This is a genomic window from Curvibacter sp. AEP1-3, from assembly GCF_002163715.1.
In the GTDB taxonomy this organism is placed as follows: domain Bacteria; phylum Pseudomonadota; class Gammaproteobacteria; order Burkholderiales; family Burkholderiaceae_C; genus Allorhodoferax.
In genome coordinates, this window is sequence record NZ_CP015698.1 from 2,134,166 (window position 1) to 2,153,763 (window position 19,598).

The 19,598-nt window shown below is 59.3% G+C and carries 14 protein-coding genes; 6 read left to right on the forward strand and 8 right to left on the reverse strand.

The features are described 5' to 3' along the window. The first annotated feature begins 1 nt into the window (after position 1). From AEP_RS09845 to AEP_RS09855, 3 genes are read left to right on the forward strand one after another with little or no spacing between them, the layout of a single operon-like run. The gene (locus tag AEP_RS09845) at positions 2–4,402 is read left to right on the forward strand and encodes a tetratricopeptide repeat protein (protein ID WP_087495211.1); all 4,401 of its coding nucleotides are present in this window, start codon (positions 2–4) and stop codon (positions 4,400–4,402) included. Beyond that, positions 4,399–5,193: an FkbM family methyltransferase gene (locus tag AEP_RS09850; RefSeq protein WP_087495212.1), complete on the forward strand. Its 795-nt coding sequence runs from the start codon at positions 4,399–4,401 to the stop codon at positions 5,191–5,193. Before AEP_RS09845 ends, AEP_RS09850 begins: the two co-directional genes overlap by 4 nt. Positions 5,194–5,202: 9 nt before the next feature. Beyond that, on the forward strand, positions 5,203–5,973 hold the full coding sequence (locus tag AEP_RS09855) for an FkbM family methyltransferase (RefSeq protein ID WP_087495213.1): 771 nt from the start codon (positions 5,203–5,205) through the stop codon (positions 5,971–5,973). On the opposite strand, the gene AEP_RS09860 is transcribed toward AEP_RS09855, so the two are convergent. The 8 genes from AEP_RS09860 to AEP_RS09895 all read right to left on the reverse strand — a co-directional run bounded on the left by AEP_RS09860 (position 5,942) and on the right by AEP_RS09895 (position 16,342). Then, complete coding sequence (locus tag AEP_RS09860; RefSeq protein ID WP_087495214.1) at positions 5,942–7,738, reverse strand: tetratricopeptide repeat protein; 1,797 nt, start codon at positions 7,736–7,738, stop codon at positions 5,942–5,944. The genes AEP_RS09855 and AEP_RS09860 overlap by 32 nt on opposite strands. A gap of 10 nt (positions 7,739–7,748) precedes the next feature. Further along, positions 7,749–9,110 (reverse strand): TolC family outer membrane protein, encoded by a 1,362-nt coding sequence (locus tag AEP_RS09865; RefSeq protein WP_087495215.1) that lies wholly within the window; start codon positions 9,108–9,110, stop codon positions 7,749–7,751. Further along, on the reverse strand, positions 9,107–10,438 hold the full coding sequence (locus AEP_RS09870) for an HlyD family type I secretion periplasmic adaptor subunit (protein WP_087495216.1): 1,332 nt from the start codon (positions 10,436–10,438) through the stop codon (positions 9,107–9,109). The genes AEP_RS09865 and AEP_RS09870 overlap by 4 nt, the downstream gene beginning before the upstream one ends. A 1-nt stretch (position 10,439) precedes the next feature. After that, entirely contained in the window at positions 10,440–12,335 is a 1,896-nt protein-coding gene (locus AEP_RS09875) for a type I secretion system permease/ATPase (protein WP_087495217.1), read from the reverse strand. Positions 12,336–12,430: 95 nt separating this feature from the next. After that, on the reverse strand, positions 12,431–12,730 hold the full coding sequence (locus AEP_RS09880) for a flagellar protein FliT (protein ID WP_087495218.1): 300 nt from the start codon (positions 12,728–12,730) through the stop codon (positions 12,431–12,433). A 16-nt stretch (positions 12,731–12,746) separates the two neighbouring features. Next, a complete protein-coding gene (gene fliS, locus AEP_RS09885) occupies positions 12,747–13,166 on the reverse strand; it encodes a flagellar export chaperone FliS (protein WP_087495219.1) in 420 nt (139 codons plus the stop codon). A gap of 160 nt (positions 13,167–13,326) precedes the next feature. Continuing rightward, entirely contained in the window at positions 13,327–14,745 is a 1,419-nt protein-coding gene (gene fliD, locus AEP_RS09890; RefSeq protein WP_087495220.1) for a flagellar filament capping protein FliD, read from the reverse strand. A 181-nt stretch (positions 14,746–14,926) separates the two neighbouring features. Further along, complete coding sequence (locus AEP_RS09895; RefSeq protein ID WP_087495221.1) at positions 14,927–16,342, reverse strand: flagellin N-terminal helical domain-containing protein; 1,416 nt, start codon at positions 16,340–16,342, stop codon at positions 14,927–14,929. A gap of 435 nt (positions 16,343–16,777) precedes the next feature. On the opposite strand from AEP_RS09895, the gene AEP_RS09900 reads away from it, so the two are divergent. The 3 genes from AEP_RS09900 to flhC all read left to right on the forward strand — a co-directional run bounded on the left by AEP_RS09900 (position 16,778) and on the right by flhC (position 19,533). Further along, the gene (locus AEP_RS09900; protein ID WP_087495222.1) at positions 16,778–18,292 is read left to right on the forward strand and encodes a flagellin N-terminal helical domain-containing protein; all 1,515 of its coding nucleotides are present in this window, start codon (positions 16,778–16,780) and stop codon (positions 18,290–18,292) included. 334 nt (positions 18,293–18,626) lie between these two features. Beyond that, the gene (gene flhD, locus AEP_RS09905; RefSeq protein ID WP_087495223.1) at positions 18,627–18,953 is read left to right on the forward strand and encodes a flagellar transcriptional regulator FlhD; all 327 of its coding nucleotides are present in this window, start codon (positions 18,627–18,629) and stop codon (positions 18,951–18,953) included. A 40-nt stretch (positions 18,954–18,993) separates the two neighbouring features. After that, positions 18,994–19,533: a flagellar transcriptional regulator FlhC gene (gene flhC / locus AEP_RS09910; RefSeq protein WP_087495224.1), complete on the forward strand. Its 540-nt coding sequence runs from the start codon at positions 18,994–18,996 to the stop codon at positions 19,531–19,533. Positions 19,534–19,598: the final 65 nt, after the last annotated feature.

Sequence of the window (19,598 nt, forward strand, 5' to 3'; positions counted from 1 at the left end):
AATGGCCGGACGGCAACCGAAACAGGAATCGAATGAACTGTTTTCCCGGGCCCTGTCACTGCAAAGTGCGGGGCTTGGTGATGCCGCCCGCCAGGCGTATGAAGCGCTGCTCCGGGAAGAACCGGAGCACCTCAATGCACTGAACAATCTGGGCATCCTGTGCAACAGCATAGGGGAGCACCAGCAGGCGCTGGATCTGTTCGAACAGCTGATTTCGTTGGTTCCCCAAGAGGCGAAAGCGCATACCAACCGGGGCGTGGCACTCAAGGCCTTGGGACGACTCGAAGACGCGGCACAAGCCTACCAGCACGCACTGACCCTGGACCCACGTTTTCACTCAGCGCACAACAACCTCGGCAACCTGCTGTACAGCCAAGGGGCTTTTGACAAAGCCCTGAACTATTTCGAAACCGCCTCCTCCCTGCAACCCCAGCTGGGGGAATACCGCTTCATGCTGGCCAAGTGCCTGCTGGAGCTCCAACAGATGGAGCGAGCCCGCAGTGAACTCACCCTTGTGTTGCGTGCCGACCCGACCAACGCAGACGCCTGGGGCACCTTGGCGAGGCTGTGGTCTGAGAAGCACGCCATGCCCGAAGCGCTCGCCTGTTTTGAGCGAGGCATCGCAGTACGTCCGGACTACGCAGGCCTGATCTACAACCGCGGTCTGGCAAGGCTGCTCGCCGGTGACCTGCCCGGCGGCTTTGCCGACTACGAGCGCCGCTTTGACGTACCGGACTTCCCCTCCAAGCGCCTGCAGACCCCCAAGCCCCTCTGGCAAGGCCAGCCCTTACCCGACCAGACTCTGCTTATCCACGCCGAGCAAGGCTTGGGCGACACCCTGCAGTTTTTAAGGTATATCGACCTCGCAGCCAAGCGGGCTCTGCGCGTGCTGCTATTGATTCAGGAGTCTTTGACTTCGCTGACCGTGCTGCCAGCCAATGTGGAACTGGTGCACGAAGGAGCGCGCACACCGCACTTTGATGTGGTGTGCCCTTTGTTGAGCCTGCCGCATTTGCTGGGCCCTGCGCTGCCCGGCACCGACGCACTCAACATTCCACAAGCCATTCCCTATTTGAAGCTCGACCATCGTCGCAGTGCCAATTGGGAGTCGAATTTTCAGAAACCGGAGATGCAGGGCAAGCTGCGGGTGGGCCTTGTCTGGGCGGGTAACCCCACCCACAAGAACGATGCCAACCGCTCGATGGACTTCTCCGCGCTCTCTGCACTGTGGGACTTGGACGGTGTGCATTTCTTCTCTTTCCAGGTCGGTGCCCGAAGTGCGGATCTGGACACACTGACTCCTGCACAGCGCGCCAAGGTGACCGACATGGCGCCGCTGCTCAAAGACTTCGGCGATACCGCAGCAGCCCTGGTGCATGTAGACCTGCTCGTGTGTGTAGACACCAGCATCTGCCATGTAGCAGGCGCCTTGGGCTTGCCGGTGTGGCTGCTCATTCCCTGGATGCCGGATTGGCGGTGGCTCTTGCACCGCGAGGATTCCCCCTGGTACCCCAGTGTGCGTATCCTGCGCCAACCGGCCTACCGGGACTGGGCATCGGTGCTGCAAAGCCTGACCAAGGATTTGAATGAGTTGGCGCAGTCGCAGTCTGCCGCTGGCCAGCAGCGTCAGCAGGCGGCCCATGCCCTCGTGGAGCAAGGCCGTGTGCTGCTGGAGCGCAATGAGCCGGCACTGGCACGCCCCGCGTTCTGGCAGGCCCTGCGTGAGTGCCCTACCCATGCCCGCGCAGCGAGCGCCCTGGCCATTGCCGCTTTCCGCGCCGGCGACACCCATGCCGCTCTCATGATGGGTTCGCGAGCTTGCAGGCAAAGCCCCAATGACCCCGAAAATTGGTCAAATTGCGGCGCCTACTTCAAAGCCGTGGGCGACCTGCCGGGCACCCTCGCCTGTTTTGAGCGAGGCATCGCAGTACGTCCGGACTACGCAGGCCTGATCTACAACCGCGGTCTGGCAAGGCTGCTCGCCGGTGACCTGCCCGGCGGCTTTGCCGACTACGAGCGCCGCTTTGACGTACCGGACTTCCCCTCCAAGCGCCTGCAGACCCCCAAGCCCCTCTGGCAAGGCCAGCCCTTACCCGACCAGACTCTGCTTATCCACGCCGAGCAAGGCTTGGGCGACACCCTGCAGTTTTTAAGGTATATCGACCTCGCAGCCAAGCGGGCTCTGCGCGTGCTGCTATTGATTCAGGAGTCTTTGACTTCGCTGACCGTGCTGCCAGCCAATGTGGAACTGGTGCACGAAGGAGCGCGCACACCGCACTTTGATGTGGTGTGCCCTTTGTTGAGCCTGCCGCATTTGCTGGGCCCTGCGCTGCCCGGCACCGACGCACTCAACATTCCACAAGCCATTCCCTATTTGAAGCTCGACCATCGTCGCAGTGCCAATTGGGAGTCGAATTTTCAGAAACCGGAGATGCAGGGCAAGCTGCGGGTGGGCCTTGTCTGGGCGGGTAACCCCACCCACAAGAACGATGCCAACCGCTCGATGGACTTCTCCGCGCTCTCTGCACTGTGGGACTTGGACGGTGTGCATTTCTTCTCTTTCCAGGTCGGTGCCCGAAGTGCGGATCTGGACACACTGACTCCTGCACAGCGCGCCAAGGTGACCGACATGGCGCCGCTGCTCAAAGACTTCGGCGATACCGCAGCAGCCCTGGTGCATGTAGACCTGCTCGTGTGTGTAGACACCAGCATCTGCCATGTAGCAGGCGCCTTGGGCTTGCCGGTGTGGCTGCTCATTCCCTGGATGCCGGATTGGCGGTGGCTCTTGCACCGCGAGGATTCCCCCTGGTACCCCAGTGTGCGTATCCTGCGCCAACCGGCCTACCGGGACTGGGCATCGGTGCTGCAAAGCCTGACCAAGGATTTGAATGAGTTGGCGCAGTCGCAGTCTGCCGCTGGCCAGCAGCGTCAGCAGGCGGCCCATGCCCTCGTGGAGCAAGGCCGTGTGCTGCTGGAGCGCAATGAGCCGGCACTGGCACGCCCCGCGTTCTGGCAGGCCCTGCGTGAGTGCCCTACCCATGCCCGCGCAGCGAGCGCCCTGGCCATTGCCGCTTTCCGCGCCGGCGACACCCATGCCGCTCTCATGATGGGTTCGCGAGCTTGCAGGCAAAGCCCCAATGACCCCGAAAATTGGTCGAACACGGGCGCATTTTTCAAGGCTGCTGGCGATCTCGAGCGTGCACTTCGCTACCAGACCACCGCAGTCCATGTGGCGCCCCAAAGTCCCCAAGCCCAAGCCAACCTCGGCAACACACTGGGTGCCCTGCACCGCTGGCCCGAGGCGCTGGAAGCCACCCGCAAGGCCGTAGCGTTGGTACCCAGCTCCAGCGAATACCTGTACAACCTGGGCATCGCGCTCAAAGAAAATGGTTTGTTTGAAGATGCCCTGCAAACCTTCCGCCGCGCACAACAATTGGCGGGGGGCCACATCAGAGCTGCCCTCCATGAAGCATTGTTGGAGTTGCTGACCGGCGATCTGGCTGCTGGATGGCGACATTACGAGAGCCGCTGGAGCCAGCCGGATGCCAAGGAAGTCAGGCTCTTTCCTCAGCCCTTGTGGACTGGGCAGGACCTCTCTGGCAAAACCATTCTGGTCCACGCAGAACAGGGCTTTGGAGACACGTTCCAGTTTTTGCGCTACCTGCCGCTGCTGGCGACCAAGGGGGCCAAGGTCTTGCTCGTCGTGCAAAGTGATGTGCAGAGCATTGCCGGGCGCGTGGAGGGCATAGCCCACTTGATTCCAAATGGTAGTGAGCTTCCACCCTTTGACTTGCAGTGCCCGCTTCTGAGTTTGCCTGCTGCTTTCGGCACCGAGGTGCACACCATCCCGGCCAATGTCCCCTACTTGAGCGCGCTGCCCGAGCGCAGCACCTTTTGGCGCACGCGACTGGGGCCCGCGCCCGCCTACCGCGTGGCACTGGTGTGGGCAGGGCGCCCCACCCACGGCAACGATGCCAACCGCTCACTGGCCCTCAAGCATCTGGAAGCATTGTTGCGGCTGGAAGGAGTGGACGTCCTTTCCGTACAAAAGGGCGATGCCCTCGCGCAAATCGACAAGCTATCCGATGGGTGCAGGCTGCTGAACCTCAGCCCTGAGATTCAGAACTTTGAAGACACCGCAGCCATCCTCAGCGAAGTGGATGAACTGGTCACCGTGGACACCTCGGTAGCCCACCTTGCAGGCGGCTTAGGCCGCCAAGTGCGGGTACTTTTGCCACTTATTCCGGATTGGCGGTGGTTGCTCTCTAGGGCAGACTCACCGTGGTATCCCACTGCGCGCCTGTACCGCCAATCTGCCCGGGGAGCATGGGCAGAGCCGGTCGCGGCGCTGGTGGCCGATGTTGCCAAAGCTGCCCGGGCCCGCAAGCCCCGAACACCATGAACTACGTCAAACGCCCGTCGCCCTTTGTGATCCTGTCCACCAGCCAGGGCACGCTGATCACCAACAAAAACGACTACCGCATGATCGACGCCACGCGCGGCTACGGTGTGGGCTGGCAGCTCTTCAACCAAGGGTGCTTTGACCCGGACGAAGTAGGCGCTGCCATCAAGTTACTCAACATCCGGCACAAACATTTCGGCGATGGCGTCGTGGGCTTGGACTGCGGCGCCAACCTCGGGGTCCATACCGTGGAGTGGGCGAAAGCTCTCTATGGGCGTGGCAGCGTGATTGCCATTGAGGCGCAGGAGCGCATCTATTACGCACTGGCCGGCAACATCGCCATCAACAACTGTTTCAACGCCAAAGCCATTCATGGCGCGATCGGGGCCGAAGAAGGCGTTTTGGACATCCCGGTGCCCGACTACCTGCAGCCTGCAAGCTTCGGCAGTCTGGAGCTGCGCCAAACGGCCAAGAGCGAGTTCATCGGCCAAGCTATCAATGCGGAGCGCAACCAGCGGGTGCGCATGCTGACCATTGACTCGCTGGATTTGAAACGCCTTGACTTCATCAAAATTGATGTGGAAGGCATGGAGCTGGAAGCGCTGGCCGGAGGGCGCAACACCATCATGAGACACAAGCCCGTAATGCTGATCGAGTCCATCAAGACCGACAAAGTGGCTCTGTTGAAATTTCTGGAAGAGCACGGCTACCAGACCTTCCCCATGGGTATCAACGTGTTGGCGGTACACAGCACGGACCCTACCCGCGAACAAATCTCCATCCAGAACTAAGCTCCGCCCATGGCCTACCTGTCGTTCACCCGGAACTTTGAAGATGTCATGATCAACCGGGCCTTGGCTGCGGTAGACAAGGGCTTTTATGTGGACGTGGGCGGCTACATGCCCATCTCAGACAGCAACACCTGCGCGCTTTACCAGCGTGGCTGGCGTGGCATTGTGGTCGAACCCCAAGCGCGGCTGCACCCGCAATGGGCCAAACATCGCCCGGAAGACATCCTCGTGGGCGCCGCCGTCGGTGAATCCGATGGTGAAGTGACCTTCAACGAATTCCCCTGGAACGACCAGGCCGCCACCATCGCGCCCGACATCGTAGCCATGCACCAGCGCGAGGGGCGCGAAGTCAAGAGCTACACGGTGCCCCTGGTGACCCTGAATAGCCTGCTGGAGAAATACCGCCCCCAAGGCGAGGTGCATCTGCTGAGCATTGACGTGGAGGGCGCAGAGAAGTCAGCACTCAACGGACTGGATCGAAGCCGCTTCCGCCCTTGGCTGATCGTGCTGGAGAGCGTGCTGCCCAACCGGCCCCAGGCCAACTATGGCGAGTGGGAGCACCTGCTGCTGAACACCGGGTATGTGTTTGTGTACTTCGATGCGGTGAACCGGTTTTATCTGGCCAAAGAACATCTGGACCTGCAAGCCCATTTCAGCTACCCGCCCTGCGTATGGGACAACTTTGTAGACCACCGCCTGAACCATGCCCAGCAGGTTGCGGCCCAAGCTCAAGCCGAGTTGGCCCAGCTCAAAGCGCGCTTGCGGGAACTGGCTGGCTGAGTGCGGCCTGCAGCCGCTGCACCACACCGGCCCAATCAGACCCTGTGTCCTGACGGTAGACGCGCATTTCCGGGTACCACGGGCTGTCGTCCCGGCCCAGCAACCAGCGCCAGTCAGGGCTATAGGGCAGCATCAACCACACCGGTTTGCCTAGCGCTGCCGCCACGTGAGCTACTGAAGTGTCGACCGCAATCACCAGATCCATATGGGAGATGAGCGCCGCTGTTTCTGCGAACGAGGTGAGTTGATCGGCCCAAAGCCGGATGCCCATGGCAGCGGGATCCAGCGCCAGATCAGCCGCCCTGAACTCCTTTTGCAGGCAATGAAACTCGGCATCCATTCGCAAGAGCGGCTCCAGGAGCTGCAGAGACATCGATCGGTTGTGGTCATTCTTGTGTTCCGGCCGACCGGACCAGACCAGCCCCACACGTTTGCGTGAGGAGGGACCCACACGCTGGCCCCATTGGACGACCAACTGCTCGTCTGCGGCCAGATAGGGAGTCGCCGTTGGCACCGTTGCAGGAGTCGTTTTCAAAGCCCACGGCAAGCTGAGCAATGGACACTGGTAATCGAATGCAGGGAGGGGATCGCCCTGCCGCAACCAAACATCCACCCCTTCCAGCGAATGCAAAAGTGGCAGCAAGGGCGGCTGGACTTCCATGACCACATGGGCACCCCGTTGCTTCAACAGCTTGGCGTAGCGGCAGAACTGCACGGTATCGCCCAAGCCTTGCTCCGCATGTAAGAGTATGGTTTTGCCTTGCAGGCTTTGCTCACCTGTCCACAAAGGCTGGACGAAGGGGCGAACCGATGCCTGCAGCTGCTCGGTTTTCCAGCGCCATTCATAGTGCGCAAAGCCCTCGTCGAACTCGCCACGCAACAGGTGGCAGATGGCGAGGTTCAAATGGGCACCGCTGTTGTCCGCCTTCAATGCCAGCGCGCGGCGGTTCATGGCCATGGAAGCATCCAGGTCCATCATCTCTTTGAACAAGGTGGAGCAGTTCACCAGCGCGTCGATGAAGTCCGGCTCCAGGGCAATAGCCTTTTGGTAGCTCTGCAAGGCTTCCTGCATGCGGCCCATTCGCTTGAGCAGCACGCCGCGATTGGACCAAGCTTCGGCATAGGAAGGCCGCAGATCTACGGCTTTGTCGTAGGCCGCCAAGGCTTCCTCAAAGCGCTCCATCTCGCGCAGGGCGTTGCCCATGTCGAGGCAGGCCACCGTCATATCGGCTTGGCAAGAGAGTGCTTGGGTGAACGCATCCACTGCGTCCTGCCATTGCTTCAGGTCGTTGTAGGCCAGTCCCAGGCCGTGCCAGCTTTGGGCATATCCAGGCTGCAGCGCTAGCGCCTTGCGGTAAGACTCAATTGCCTGCAAACTTTGTCCAGCATCACGCAAAGCGTTGCCACGGTTACCCCAGGCCTGTGCAAAGTCGGGTTGAATGTCCAGCGCCTGGTCGTAAAGGTCCAAGGCCTCCTGCGGACGCCCCAGTGCACGCATGACCAAGCCCAGGTTGGACAGCAAGGCCGCATTGCGGGGTGAAAGCACCAAGGCTCTCTCAAGGAGCAGCAGCGCCAATGCGTGGCGGCCAAGTCGATGCTGTACAAGCCCCCGCACATGCAGCGCTTCTGCATGGTCAGGCTCTTGTTTCATCAGTTGCTCTAGCGCTTCGTCTGCACCGGTAAAGTCACCCTTGGTGAAGTGCTGCACAGCTGCCTGGAACAAATCATCCACAGGCGTCGCATGTACCGCTTGGAACGCAGCCATGGTGGAAGTCTCAGGGCGTGTCGCGTTGCGGGCTCAGGAGCTCGTCGATGTACGACACCACTGAGTCAGCTGGCACTCCGGCCTTGTTGAACAAGCGTAAGCGTTGAAAAATGTGGTCGTAGCGGGCCTGAGCGAGATCACGTTGAGCTTGGAAAACCTTGCGCACCGCTTCCAGCACATCAGCGTTGGTGCGGAGCCCGGAAGCCTGCCCTTTGAGCGTGCCCTCCAGCGCGGTGCGACTGGCGTCCAGTACATCTTCATACGCCAGCAGCTTGGACTTGCCCGTCTGAATGACCTGGAACAAACGGCTCACCTCCACCTCAAGGCTTCGCTTTTCATTCAGCCACTCCGCCTCAGCCTTTGATTTTTCAGCGATTGCTTGCGTGACCGCCGCTTTCACTGCACCGCCGCTGTAAATCGGAATATTCAGCTGAAGACCAATCGCACTCTGGTTGACGGTCTGATTGAGACTGCTGACCGATTCGTTCCGGCTGTTGGAAACACTGGCCACCAGGTCAAGCCGTGGCATATGACCCGCGTTGCTCCGGGCAACCAAGGCATCGGCAGCATCCACGAGGTAACGGCGCGCTTGGACGTCAGGATTGGCAGCTACCGCCTTCTCCTGCCACTCCTGGAGTGTGGCGGGCACGAGAGGTGGCGGGGTGAATTCATCCCCCAAGCGCACCAGAAATGGCTGATTGAGGCCCGTCAGAGAGTTGAGCAGTTCCCGGGCGTTCGTCATCTGGTCTTTGGAATCAGCCCATTGCGCCATCGTCAGGCTCAGGTTGGCGCGGGCCTCTGCCACCTCGGTGCGGGTACCTTCACCTTGTTCAAAGCGTCGGCGCATCAAGTTGCGCTGGGCTACTGTGGCATGCACTTGGGCGTGCAAAGACAGGAAAGCATCCTCCGCCAGCATGCGCTGCAGGTAGGCCACGGCCAGTCGATCCACCAGTTCTGCCTTGCGGGTCAGGAAAGTAGCCTCGGCATTGCCCACCTGCGCATTGGCCTGACGGACGCGAGCTCTGCCCTCCAAATTCAACAATGGCGCCCGCAAACTGATGCTTTGTGTGGGGGCCCGATAATCCAAGTTGTTGGATTTAGATGCGCCACCGGCCACGTCATAGTCTTGCGTGCCCTGCACAGACGTCTCTGAAATTGTGGCGTTCACTGACGGCAGCACACTGCTGCGAGCCAAGGGCAAGGCTTGTTGCCCCGATGCCAAAGCAGCTTTGGCGGCTTGGAACTTGGCATCGTTCTCCAGAGCTGCCGCATAGGCTTTCTCGAACTCACCACCATGCACAGCGGACAGCCCGCCCAAGCAAACCAGACTTGCCAGTGCGATACGACCCACCTGAGTGTTGAGCAGCTTCATGGCTCGATCAGGGCCCGGTGCATGCGGTCCGTCAGTGGCTTGAGCAGGTAGCTCATGAATGTGCGTTCCCCTGTTTTGATGAAAACGTCCGCCGGCATGCCGGCTTTCACTTCCTGATGCTGCAATTTTTGCATTCCGTCGGGCGTCACTTCAACTATCAGCTTGAAGTAATTGGCATTCTGCCTTGAATCCGTCGCAGCATCGGCAGCGACCTGGACCACACGCCCGTTGATACGCGGCGTGGTTGACTGATTCAGTGCACTGAACAGGATGCTGACTTCCATATCGACCTTGACCTTGTCGATCAGGTTGGTGGCCAGGGGCGTTTCAATCCGGAGTACGTCGTCCTTGGGGAAGATTTCCATGAGTGGCATGCCATTGCTCACCACGCCGCCCACCGTATGGACACTCAGGCTCATGACGGTACCACTGACAGGTGCCCGCACCTCCGCGTTGTTCACCTCGAACTCCAGCCCCCGCATGCGTCCTTCCAACGAGGCCGCTTCGCGCTGAACATCGGACAACTGGGACTCAATGTCTTTGCGCTGCTCCTGCTGGCGGGCGGCAATTCTGGCGCGCCCCTCAGCAATGGCCTGGCGTGTCTTGCCAGCGCTGTTGAGATCCTCCGCCACGCCGCCTTGGATGCTGGCAAACAGCCGCTCCTGCTCAGACACCCTGTTGCGGGGGTAGAAGCCATCATCCGCCAGGGACTTCTGATTGCGCAGTTCCTCACGCAGCATCCGGCTCTGGGTTTCTTTTGAATACTTCGCAGCTTCCTGGCCTTGCACCTGGTATTCCAAGCCTCTCAGGGCGGCTTCCATGCTTTGCAATTCGTTGCTGCGCAGCTGACGGCGCGACTCCAAAAGCCGGCTTTGCAGGGCCATGACCTCGACGACGCGGGTGTCTTCGCCCAGTTCCAACAGAGCAGGTGGAAAGTCGATAGAAGCGCGCCCTCGCTGCTCAGCCTCCAGGCGAGCTTGGGTTGCCATGGCCACCAACCATTGGCCACGGACAATATCCAGCTGGGCCCTGGCCGAGGTGTCGTCCAATCGCACAAGCACCTGCCCTGCCTGCACCTGCGCGCCATCCCCCACCAGTATCTCGGACACTTTTCCGCCGGTCAAAGGCTGCACCAGCTTGCGACTGCCGCTTACCACCACGGTTCCTGATGAGGAAACGGCAGCATCCAAGGGCGCCATGGTCGCCCAAGCCATGAAGGCACCAAACCCGAAAATGAGCAAGAGCCAGCCCCACCGGATCGGGCGCGCATCGTTCAGGTCGACTTGGACGGTCGTACCGAAGGGGGATTCGTTCAACAACGTGCTCATGTCAATCACTGAACTTGAGGTTGAACGGAGGCATGCCACTCGCCGGATCGGGCTCGGGCGCAGCTTTGCGCGCAGGTGGCTCCGCGCGCACGGGCTCTAAGGCAGGCGCGGGGGCCGGCGGAGCCTGCTTGTTGACCAGGACAGGCGGCACCGCGCCACGAGGTGGCCCGGCAGAATTGGCTGCCGCGGGTACCGGCGCGGGCGCTTCCATCGCCCTGCCATTGAGGGCAGCCAGCACCTCTTCGCGCGGGCCGAATGCAGCAATGACACCGTCACGCAGCACCATCAATTTGTTGGCGGCCCCCAAGGCTGATGGCCGGTGGGTGATGATGACCGAGGTACGCCCCCGGGAGGACAGGTCTTTGATGGCGTCCGTGAGGGCTTTTTCCCCCATGTCGTCCAGGTTGGAATTCGGCTCATCCAACACCACCAACACCGGGTCGCCATACAGCGCTCGTGCCAGCGCGATGCGCTGGCGCTGCCCACCCGAGAGGGCCGCCCCGCCTGCACCCACCGGGGTGTCATACCCTTGTGGCAAGCGCAAGATTTGCTCATGGAAGCCCACACGCTGGGCGGCCACCACGACAAGCTGCGGATCTATCTCGCCGAAGCGGGCAATGTTTTCAGCCACTGTTCCGTCAAACAATTCGATGTCCTGCGGCAGGTAGCCAATGTATGGACCCAGTTCCTGCTTGTTCCAACGGAACAAGTCTGCGCCATCCAGGCGCACTGTGCCGGAGAGTGCGGGCCAAATGCCCACCAGCAGGCGTGCCAATGTGGACTTGCCGGCGCCGCTGGCACCGATCACTGCCACCGAGTCGCCGGCCTGCAACTGAAAGCTGATCTGCTTGATGATGGCAGTCCGGCCACCGGGCGCTGCGGTGGCGACATTCTCAAACGCAACCTGCCCGCTCGGTGCGGGCAAGGGCATGGCGGGCGGACGCGCGGGGAAAAGATGCAAAAGCTCCTTGAGTCTCTGGTACGCGGACCCCGTCGCAGCCAATGAGGCCCAGTTGCCTACCAAGCCCTCCGCCGGAGCCAGCGCTCTACTGGTCAGGAGAGACACGGCAATCATCATGCCCCCGGTCATCTTGCCCTCCAGCACCAGCAAGGCGGCCAGCCCCAGCGACAAGGACTGCATGGAGATTCGGACAAATTTGGTGAGGTTGCCCATGACCGCGGCCCGGTCGCTTGCTCGGGCCTGCAGTCCGATTTCTTGCGTATGCAGCTTTTGCCACCGGCGCTGAATCTGGCCCAGCATGCCCATGGCTTCAATGACCTCAACGTTTTGCAGATGGCTACTGAGCTCCCGCTGCGATTGCATGCTGTACTTCTGGGCCTCACCCAGCGCAGACTTGGCCAGCTTTTCATTGAGCCAGGTGATGGCCACCAGCACCAAGGCACCGGCCATGGTGAAGATCGCGGCCTCTGTGGAGAAGGACGCAATGATCAACAAATACAAAGGCGCCCAAGGCGCATCAAACACAGCAATCAGACCCGGGCCGGTCAATGATTGGCGCAGGGTCGTCAGGTCATGGAGTGGCTGGGTGCTGCTGTTGCCGGGTTGTCGCAACATGCGCTCAAAGGTGGCACTCAGTACGCGCAAGCCCAGCAAATGATCCAGGCGCGCACTGACCCGAACCAGTATCCAGGAGCGTATGGTCTCCAGCGCCGCCATGAAAAGATAAGCGCCCAGCACCAGAAGCGTCAGCACGAACAGTGTGGTTTCGTTGCGGCTGCCCAGTACGCGGTCATAGACCTGCATCATGTACAGCGAGGGGGCGAGCATCATCAGGTTCAGGAAGCCGCTGAATACGGCCACCGTCACAAACGCCGAGCGCAGCTGACGCAACGCGTGCCTCAGCTCGTCAGGTGATGATGGGTTCGGGGAGACCATGAAGGAGGTGGTACGGATAGAGCCTTGTCGGCCACCATCTTACGTACGCACCTCTGAAGCTAGGCGCAGAACAGCGCCTGAAAAACCGCCCGTTTTCAGTGCAAAAACTGGCGCTGTCCTTCGAACCGTTGCTCAAAATGGGCCAGCCATGGCTCGGCCAGATAACGGATCTGGGCATCGTTGTGCAGGATGCGCTGCATGATCCGAGTTTTCTCGGCCCGGGACGCCGCATCCAGCTCTTCGCTGCGCGCCCGTTGGCGGAGTTGTTCGATCAGCACGGCGCAGGCTCCCTCGAAGCGCATGACACCATCCCAGTCTTCTGCCTTGGCGGCTTCCAACATTTTGGCGCTGCTGTCTTCGATGGCCTTGTAAAAGTCAATCAGCATTTGTGGCATGGAGTGACCCCGCGATTCAGACCGGTTGCAGGTAAGCGGGGCCGTTCCCGTTGATTTGCTTCCAGCCGCTGGAGACGGGCTCCATGACACGCTGAACTTCTTCAATGATGCCGGCATCACTCTTGATGTTGGCGACCGTGAGGCGTTGCACACAGTAGGTGTACAAGGCATGCAGGTTGGCAGCAAGCTCGCCACCTTCTTGCAGATTAAGGGGTGCAATCAAGCCCTCTTCAAAAATGCGGACCGCGTGGTTGATGTGCTTGCACTTGGCAGGAACATCACCGTTCTGAATGGCAAGGCGTGCGCCGCCCAAGGCCTGGTTCAGCGCGTCAAACAAAAGGACAACCAGCTTGTGCGGATCTGCGTTGTCAACACTGGTCTCGATGCCTACACGCTTGTAGGCAGAGGCTGAGCGGGAGCTGACTGAGGTAAACATGCTGCGATTCCTTGAGGAGATGCTCTAGTTATCGGCAGATGCTACGACAAATCAAGTGTTTCTCCCTCAGAAATGGCGGGGTTTTCCGCCTGCTATGCCTTTTATAGCTACCCGCGCAATACTGACGGGCGCCATTGCCACTTTTAACGCTTAACGCAACTTAGCTGGTGGATTTGTTCCAAGTGGTCACTTGTTGGGACACATAGCTGTTCAGCGCGGTGAGGCTGGCCATCTTGGTATCCAGTGCAGCGTATTGCGCCTTCAAGCGCGTCTCGAGGTTGGATGCGCGAGTATTCACCTTGGTTTGCTCGGTCGAATTTAGGTCGATGGCTTTCTTGACTGCATTGGTCTTGTTGGTAACCGTTCCGGTGGCAGCCAAGAGTCCGTTCGCAAAGTTCTTGATCCGCAGGCCGAAGCCATTTTTGGAGTCTTCGCCTCCGAAATTCGTAAACAGCAATTGCAAATTGGGAAGATCGCTGAACGCCGAGGTCAGCTTTTTGGAGTCCAGCTCCAAGTCTCCACCGAGTTTGGACGTGATCCCCACGTCAGCCAGGCGGCTGAACGTGGAACCAGTGACAGACGTAGACCCCATCAGACTGCGTAGCGCTTTTTGAAGCCCGTTGGCCACCGAGTCACCCTGTAGCGGACCGGCGGTTTTGGTAGATGCGTCGTAGGCGGTCGCGTCGTTCAGGGTGGCATTCAAGGCGTTATAGGCCGAGATGAAGTCCTGCACGTTCTTGGTGATGCTGGCCGTGTCTTTGGCCACGGTCACCTCGACCGGCGTAGTCGTTACCTGGCTCAGAGTCAGACTGAGGCCGTCAATGACGTCTGTCAACGTGTTCTTGGACGAGGTCACGGCGACACCATTGATGGTGGCCTCTGCATTCTGGGCAGCCTGATTTTGCGCCATGGCAAAGTTGCCCGTGGTGTAAGACAAGCGGGAAAGGTTGGAGGGCACACTCACGGTACCGCCGGTTCCTTCGGTCGCAGTCACGGTAAATGCACCATCTGAACCGGTATCTGTCGCACGCAACATGAGATTGACCTTGCCGGAGCCGTCCGAAATGACGCTTGCGGACACTCCCAGACCGGAAACCGCGTTGATCTTGGCTGCGATCTGCGCCAAAGTGCCCTGTCCATCGGCAATATTGATATCGACTGCCGCCTTGCTGCCCACCTTGATGGAAAGAGTGCCGTAACCCAGCTGCTCAGTCGCTGTGGGCAAGGCTGTACTGCCGACGGTGGTTGGTAGCGCCAAAGACTGCGCCTTGGCCAGCTTTGTAACTTCCACGTTGTAACTCGTCGCCGCGGCACCCGTGGCGGCAGTCGCCGACACTGCGGCCGTGTTAGACGAGGTGGCAGTGGCACCCTTCCAGTTCAGCACGCTGCCCAATTTGGTTGCCGCTGCCGACAAGGTTGATACCTGTGACTGGATGATTCCAACCGTAGACAACTGCGTCTGTAGATTGGTCGCTTTGGTTTGCAAAGCCTTTAACGGCTGTTTTTCCAGCGCGGAGAGCTGCGAAATGATGCTGGTGACATCCAGCCCGCTGCCCAAACCTGTTGAAGAAATAGCCATCCCGAACCTCCAGACTGATACCAGCCCTGATTATGGAGAGGCACTTTGACCTCTAAAGGCTCAATTAATCGGCATTCACCCGCCAAACTGAAATGAAACGCCCATAAAAAAGCGACAACCGGATGAACGGTTGTCGCTGTAGAACCAAGAGGGGCCGCTTGGGGCGGCCCCTTGAACCGGTTTAACGCAGGAGAGCCAAGACGCCCTGTGGCAACTGGTTGGCCTGAGCCACCATCGCAGTACCAGCCTGCTGCAGGATCTGCGCACGGGACAGGTTGGCTGTTTCCGAGGCGAAGTCTGCATCCTGGATACGTGAGCGGGAAGCAGACAAGTTTTCTGCAGAAGTCTGCAAGTTCTCAACCGTGGAAGAGAAGCGGTTCTGAATCGCACCCAGCGTAGCGCGGCTGGAGTTGATGTTGGAGAGAGCCGCATCCACCGACTTGATGGCAGCGTTAGCGCCAGCCACTGTCGAAATATCCAATGAGTTAACCGCAGTGCCGGTGCTGGCAATGTTGGTTGCCGCCAAGGTCCAATCGCCTGTCGCGGAGACCGTTCCGGTTACACCGGAAGGAGCTACGTAGTCGATGTTCAATGTGCCGCCAGTCACCGCTTCTGCAGCCAGACCGAAGTCGGCAATGGTCGTCGCCACCGCGGTTCCCAGCGCGAAGCCGGACACTGCAATGTTGCGTCCATCAGCAGCAGTCAACTCCACGCCCGAACCTGTATCTTTGGCAGTGACTCCGGTAGAGGCAGATGCGTTATTGAAAGCAGTCACCGCATTGGCACGGTTGGTTGCCGCATCGGTAGTGGCGTTCAAGGTGAGTGTTACACCGTTGACGGACAAAGTTGCAGTGCCTGCAGTTGTCGTTGTAACTGCCTGGGTACCACCAGCAACCGTCGTCTTGTTGGCAGTCGCTGTCATGCCGGCAATGTTTTGGGCGGTAATGGCGTTGGCGATTACCTTGGCATCGTTGGTGATGCTACCCAGGTTGTAAGTGGTTCCGCCAATAACGATGTTTTGCGCAGTGGCGGTGCTGTCGGCTGTTCCAATGCTGACGCTAGTCAAGTTGACACCGTTGTACTTGCCCAAGTCGGAGCCACGTGCAGAGTCAATGCTGGACACAGTGATGGTCTGGCCCACGTTCGCACCCACTTGGAAAGCCTGTGCAGTGAAAGAGCCGTCCAGCAGGTTAATACCGTTGAACTGGGTCTGGGTTGCAACACGCTCGATTTCCGAAGCCAACTGACCCACTTCCTGCTGGAGAGCAGCGCGGTCGCTGGCGCTGTTTGTCGCGTTGGCAGACTGCACAGACAGTTCACGGATACGTTGCAAGTTGGTACCGATGGAACCCAATGCCCCTTCAGCAGTTTGCGCCAGGGAGATGCCGTCATTGGCATTGCGGGCAGCTTGCGTGTTGCCACGGATCTGTGCGGTAAAGCGGTCTGCAATGGCCAGACCGGCGGCGTCGTCCTTGGCGCTGTTGATGCGCAAGCCGGAAGACAGGCGTTGCATGGAAGTCGACAACGAAGACTGGGACATCGACAAGTTGCGTTGTGCGGTCAACGAGTTGATGTTGGTATTGATGGTGGAAGCCATTTTGGTAACTCCTTAAAAAGACTCACTTAATCCGGCGGAATGCCGATCTCAACGCCAGCATTGCTGCTGACACCATGACCGGCGCACCCCAGGAGATGCCTTCCGGACGACGAGCCCGCTATGAACCCGTTGGTTTTGTTTTCGGGAGTTCTCAAAAAAACTTTAGGTGAATCAAGAGCGGCCTGGCAATAACACGCTGCTTTCACCCGGAAAAATCGATTAGCCGGGTATTTCCACCCCACTTCTAGCATTCAAGGGTTTACCCCTATCAAGATTCGCTAAGCCGATTGGATATGGCTGCTTTTCCGGCCGTTTATCAAGTTTTTGTCAAAAACGTGAATCTCCAGAATTCATCCCATCGTTACTGATTGTCTGCGGGTAAGCAGGCTTTGCAATCGGCGGCGACGCCGGTTCATTCTTTTTAGGAGTTTCGCAATGGCCTCAACTATCAACACCAATATCCAGTCGCTGACTGCGCAGCGCAATCTGTCGGCATCTCAAGCGTCTTTGACCACCTCCATGCAGCGCTTGTCGTCCGGCTTGCGCATCAACAGCGCCAAAGATGACGCTGCGGGCCTGGCGATCAGCGACCGCATGACCTCGCAGATCCGTGGCCTGAACCAGGCATCACGCAATGCCAATGACGGTATCTCTCTGGCTCAAGTGGCTGAAGGCGCTTTGGGCAGCACATCGAGCAACTTGCAGCGCATCCGCGAGCTGGCTGTGCAGGCCGCCAACGGCACCAACAGCGCGAGCGACCGTTTGGCCCTGCAACAAGAAGTGTTGCAACTCACAACCGAAATTGCCCGCGTGGGTAACCAGACTGAATTCAACGGCTTGAAGCTGCTGGACGGTAGCTACACCACCCAGCAGTTCCAGGTGGGCGCCAACGCGAACCAGACCATCGGCGTGAGCGTCACCAGCGCCCGGGCCATCGACATGGGCAACAACCTGGTCAACTCTCAGGCTACTTCGCCCAGCATGGCCACCGCTGCAGTAGGTGCATCGTTGGGTGGCGCAGTGAACGGATTCCTTGCGCAGACCTTGACCTTGGCTGGCAATGGAACCGTCAACACCATTCCCGCAACAGGCACGCTCGCCGCCGGCAGCAGCGCCAAAACTGTCGCCACCGCCATCAACGCATTCACTGCGCTGAGTGGAGTCACCGCCATTGCCACCACCAAGGCAACGATATCCAACGTCACTACAGGCTCCGTTCAGTTCCAGCTGACCGGCGCCAACTCGACACCGATCGTGGTGTCAGCCACCGTGAACAATGCGAGCGACTTGTCACCTTTGGCGCAGGCAATCAATGCACAAAGCGGCACAACGGGAATTACCGCCGTGGCCGACAAAACAGGCAACCTGGTATTGACTCAAGCCGATGGTGACGACATCAAGATGTTGAACCTGAACACCACTGGCGGCATGACGGGCGCGATTGTGGTCGGTGAAGATGCATTGACACCGGTGAGCTTCCAACCTGCGACGGGTGGTACACCCGGAGCGACTACGGACGTGGCCATAGCGATCGGCGGCAAAGTGGCTTTGAACTCCTCCAATGGATTCACCATCTCAAGCACCGATACAACCGGCACATTGATCGCAGGTGGCACAGCCGGCAGCGCACTGTCTTCGGTCGCTGCCATTGATATCAGCACCCAGGCTGGTGCCAATGCGGCCTTGTTGGTCGTAGATGGGGCTTTGGCTTCCGTGAGCGCAAACCGGGCACAACTCGGTGCGATCCAAAACCGCTTCCTCACCACCATCGAGAACCTGCAAACCAACAGCGAAAACCTGTCGGCTTCGCGGTCACGTATCCAGGACGCAGACTTTGCGATGGAAACTGCCAACCTGTCACGCACCCAGATCCTGCAACAAGCAGGAACTGCGATGGTGGCGCAAGCGAACCAGTTGCCACAAGGCGTGCTGCAGTTGCTCAAGGGCTAAGTCGGGGGCCTCCCCGGCTTATGCCTGATGGGATTTTCCCGGGCCTGCGGGTCAAGGGATGTTTTGCACTTTTGTCTGCGCACCCGCATGCGGGCTACTTTGCGCACGGTGATCACTTCAGATATCGCACTGGTTGCCGATATCCAAGGCACAGGTGCCGGCTCACGCCGCCCCAGCCCAAGCCCGATTCGCGCTTGTAGGATTTTTCCCTACAGGGCGCTCACGCGTTTCTGACACGCGGATTAGCCATCTTCTGATTCAAGTTCCGGGCCCTCCCGCCCAGAATTCGCTCCATGGTGATTTAAACAAATCGCCCCCAACCAGGAGCTGAATCATGCGTAACGAACAAATCCTCGCCGAGATCCGCGAAGCCAACATGACCTACCTCATGCTGGCACAAACCCTCATCCGCCAAGACAAAGCTGAAGCACTGTTCCGCTTGGGCATGTCGGAAGAAGCTGCAGACCTGATCGGCGCACTCTCCCCCGCACAAATCATGCGCATTGCTTCAGGCAACATGTTGCTGTGCCGCTTCCGTGTTGATGACGACATCGTCTGGAATCTGCTGACCAACCACTCGGTCAACAAGGTCGACAACGACGCCACCACCAAGCTGCACGCCAGCATCCTGATGGCCGGCCGCTTCGCCGAAGCCGTCTAAAGCCCCAAAGCCCCACCCGATTTAGTCCAGGAGCAGCACCATGGCAACCCAGAAAAGTGTTTTGAACGATTCCAAGCAAGTGGAACGCGCAGTGTCTTTGATTCAGCTGGGCGCGCGCCTGCAAGTGCTGGAGAGTGAAACCGAGTTGTCTTATGAGCGCTTGCTACGCCTGTACAAGGAAGTTGCCGGCCGTTCCCCGAGCAAAGGCCAACTGCCCTTCTCGACCGAATGGTTCCTGACATGGCAGCCCAACATTCATGCGTCTCTCTTCCAGAATACGTATGAGTACCTGACCAAAGTCAGCGCCATGGAAGACATCGACGCCATCATGGCGGCCTACCGTCTCTACACAGAGCAGATTTCGGCCTGCGGTGTGGAGCCCTTGTTGTCTATCACCCGTGCATGGCGTCTGGTCAAGTTCATTGACAACAACATGCTCTCCATGACCAAGTGCTCCAAGTGCGGCGGCCACTTTGTCTCGGAGGCATATGAAAATTCCCGCCATTTTGAGTGCGGACTGTGCAGCCCACCGGCACGCGCCGGCAAGGGAGCATCTGCCGGAGGCATTCTGCTGCACTAAGCTATTAAATTGATAGCTACTTGCGCATATTCCATGGGCGCCAGAGGCCTATTTGAATAGAAATT

What these genes read in the sequence shown, in the direction of transcription:
- flhD (WP_087495223.1), top strand. Translation starts at nt 18,627, where the DNA reads ATGCGTAACGAACAAATCCTCGCCGAGATCCGCGAAGCCAACATGACC.
- AEP_RS09880 (WP_087495218.1), bottom strand. Translation starts at nt 12,730, where the DNA reads ATGCCACAAATGCTGATTGACTTTTACAAGGCCATCGAAGACAGCAGC.
- flhC (WP_087495224.1), top strand. Translation starts at nt 18,994, where the DNA reads ATGGCAACCCAGAAAAGTGTTTTGAACGATTCCAAGCAAGTGGAACGC.
- AEP_RS09860 (WP_087495214.1), bottom strand. Translation starts at nt 7,738, where the DNA reads ATGGCTGCGTTCCAAGCGGTACATGCGACGCCTGTGGATGATTTGTTC.
- AEP_RS09865 (WP_087495215.1), bottom strand. Translation starts at nt 9,110, where the DNA reads ATGAAGCTGCTCAACACTCAGGTGGGTCGTATCGCACTGGCAAGTCTG.
- AEP_RS09870 (WP_087495216.1), bottom strand. Translation starts at nt 10,438, where the DNA reads ATGAGCACGTTGTTGAACGAATCCCCCTTCGGTACGACCGTCCAAGTC.
- fliD (WP_087495220.1), bottom strand. Translation starts at nt 14,745, where the DNA reads ATGGCTATTTCTTCAACAGGTTTGGGCAGCGGGCTGGATGTCACCAGC.
- fliS (WP_087495219.1), bottom strand. Translation starts at nt 13,166, where the DNA reads ATGTTTACCTCAGTCAGCTCCCGCTCAGCCTCTGCCTACAAGCGTGTA.
- AEP_RS09850 (WP_087495212.1), top strand. Translation starts at nt 4,399, where the DNA reads ATGAACTACGTCAAACGCCCGTCGCCCTTTGTGATCCTGTCCACCAGC.
- AEP_RS09900 (WP_087495222.1), top strand. Translation starts at nt 16,778, where the DNA reads ATGGCCTCAACTATCAACACCAATATCCAGTCGCTGACTGCGCAGCGC.
- AEP_RS09875 (WP_087495217.1), bottom strand. Translation starts at nt 12,335, where the DNA reads ATGGTCTCCCCGAACCCATCATCACCTGACGAGCTGAGGCACGCGTTG.
- AEP_RS09895 (WP_087495221.1), bottom strand. Translation starts at nt 16,342, where the DNA reads ATGGCTTCCACCATCAATACCAACATCAACTCGTTGACCGCACAACGC.
- AEP_RS09845 (WP_087495211.1), top strand. Translation starts at nt 2, where the DNA reads ATGGCCGGACGGCAACCGAAACAGGAATCGAATGAACTGTTTTCCCGG.
- AEP_RS09855 (WP_087495213.1), top strand. Translation starts at nt 5,203, where the DNA reads ATGGCCTACCTGTCGTTCACCCGGAACTTTGAAGATGTCATGATCAAC.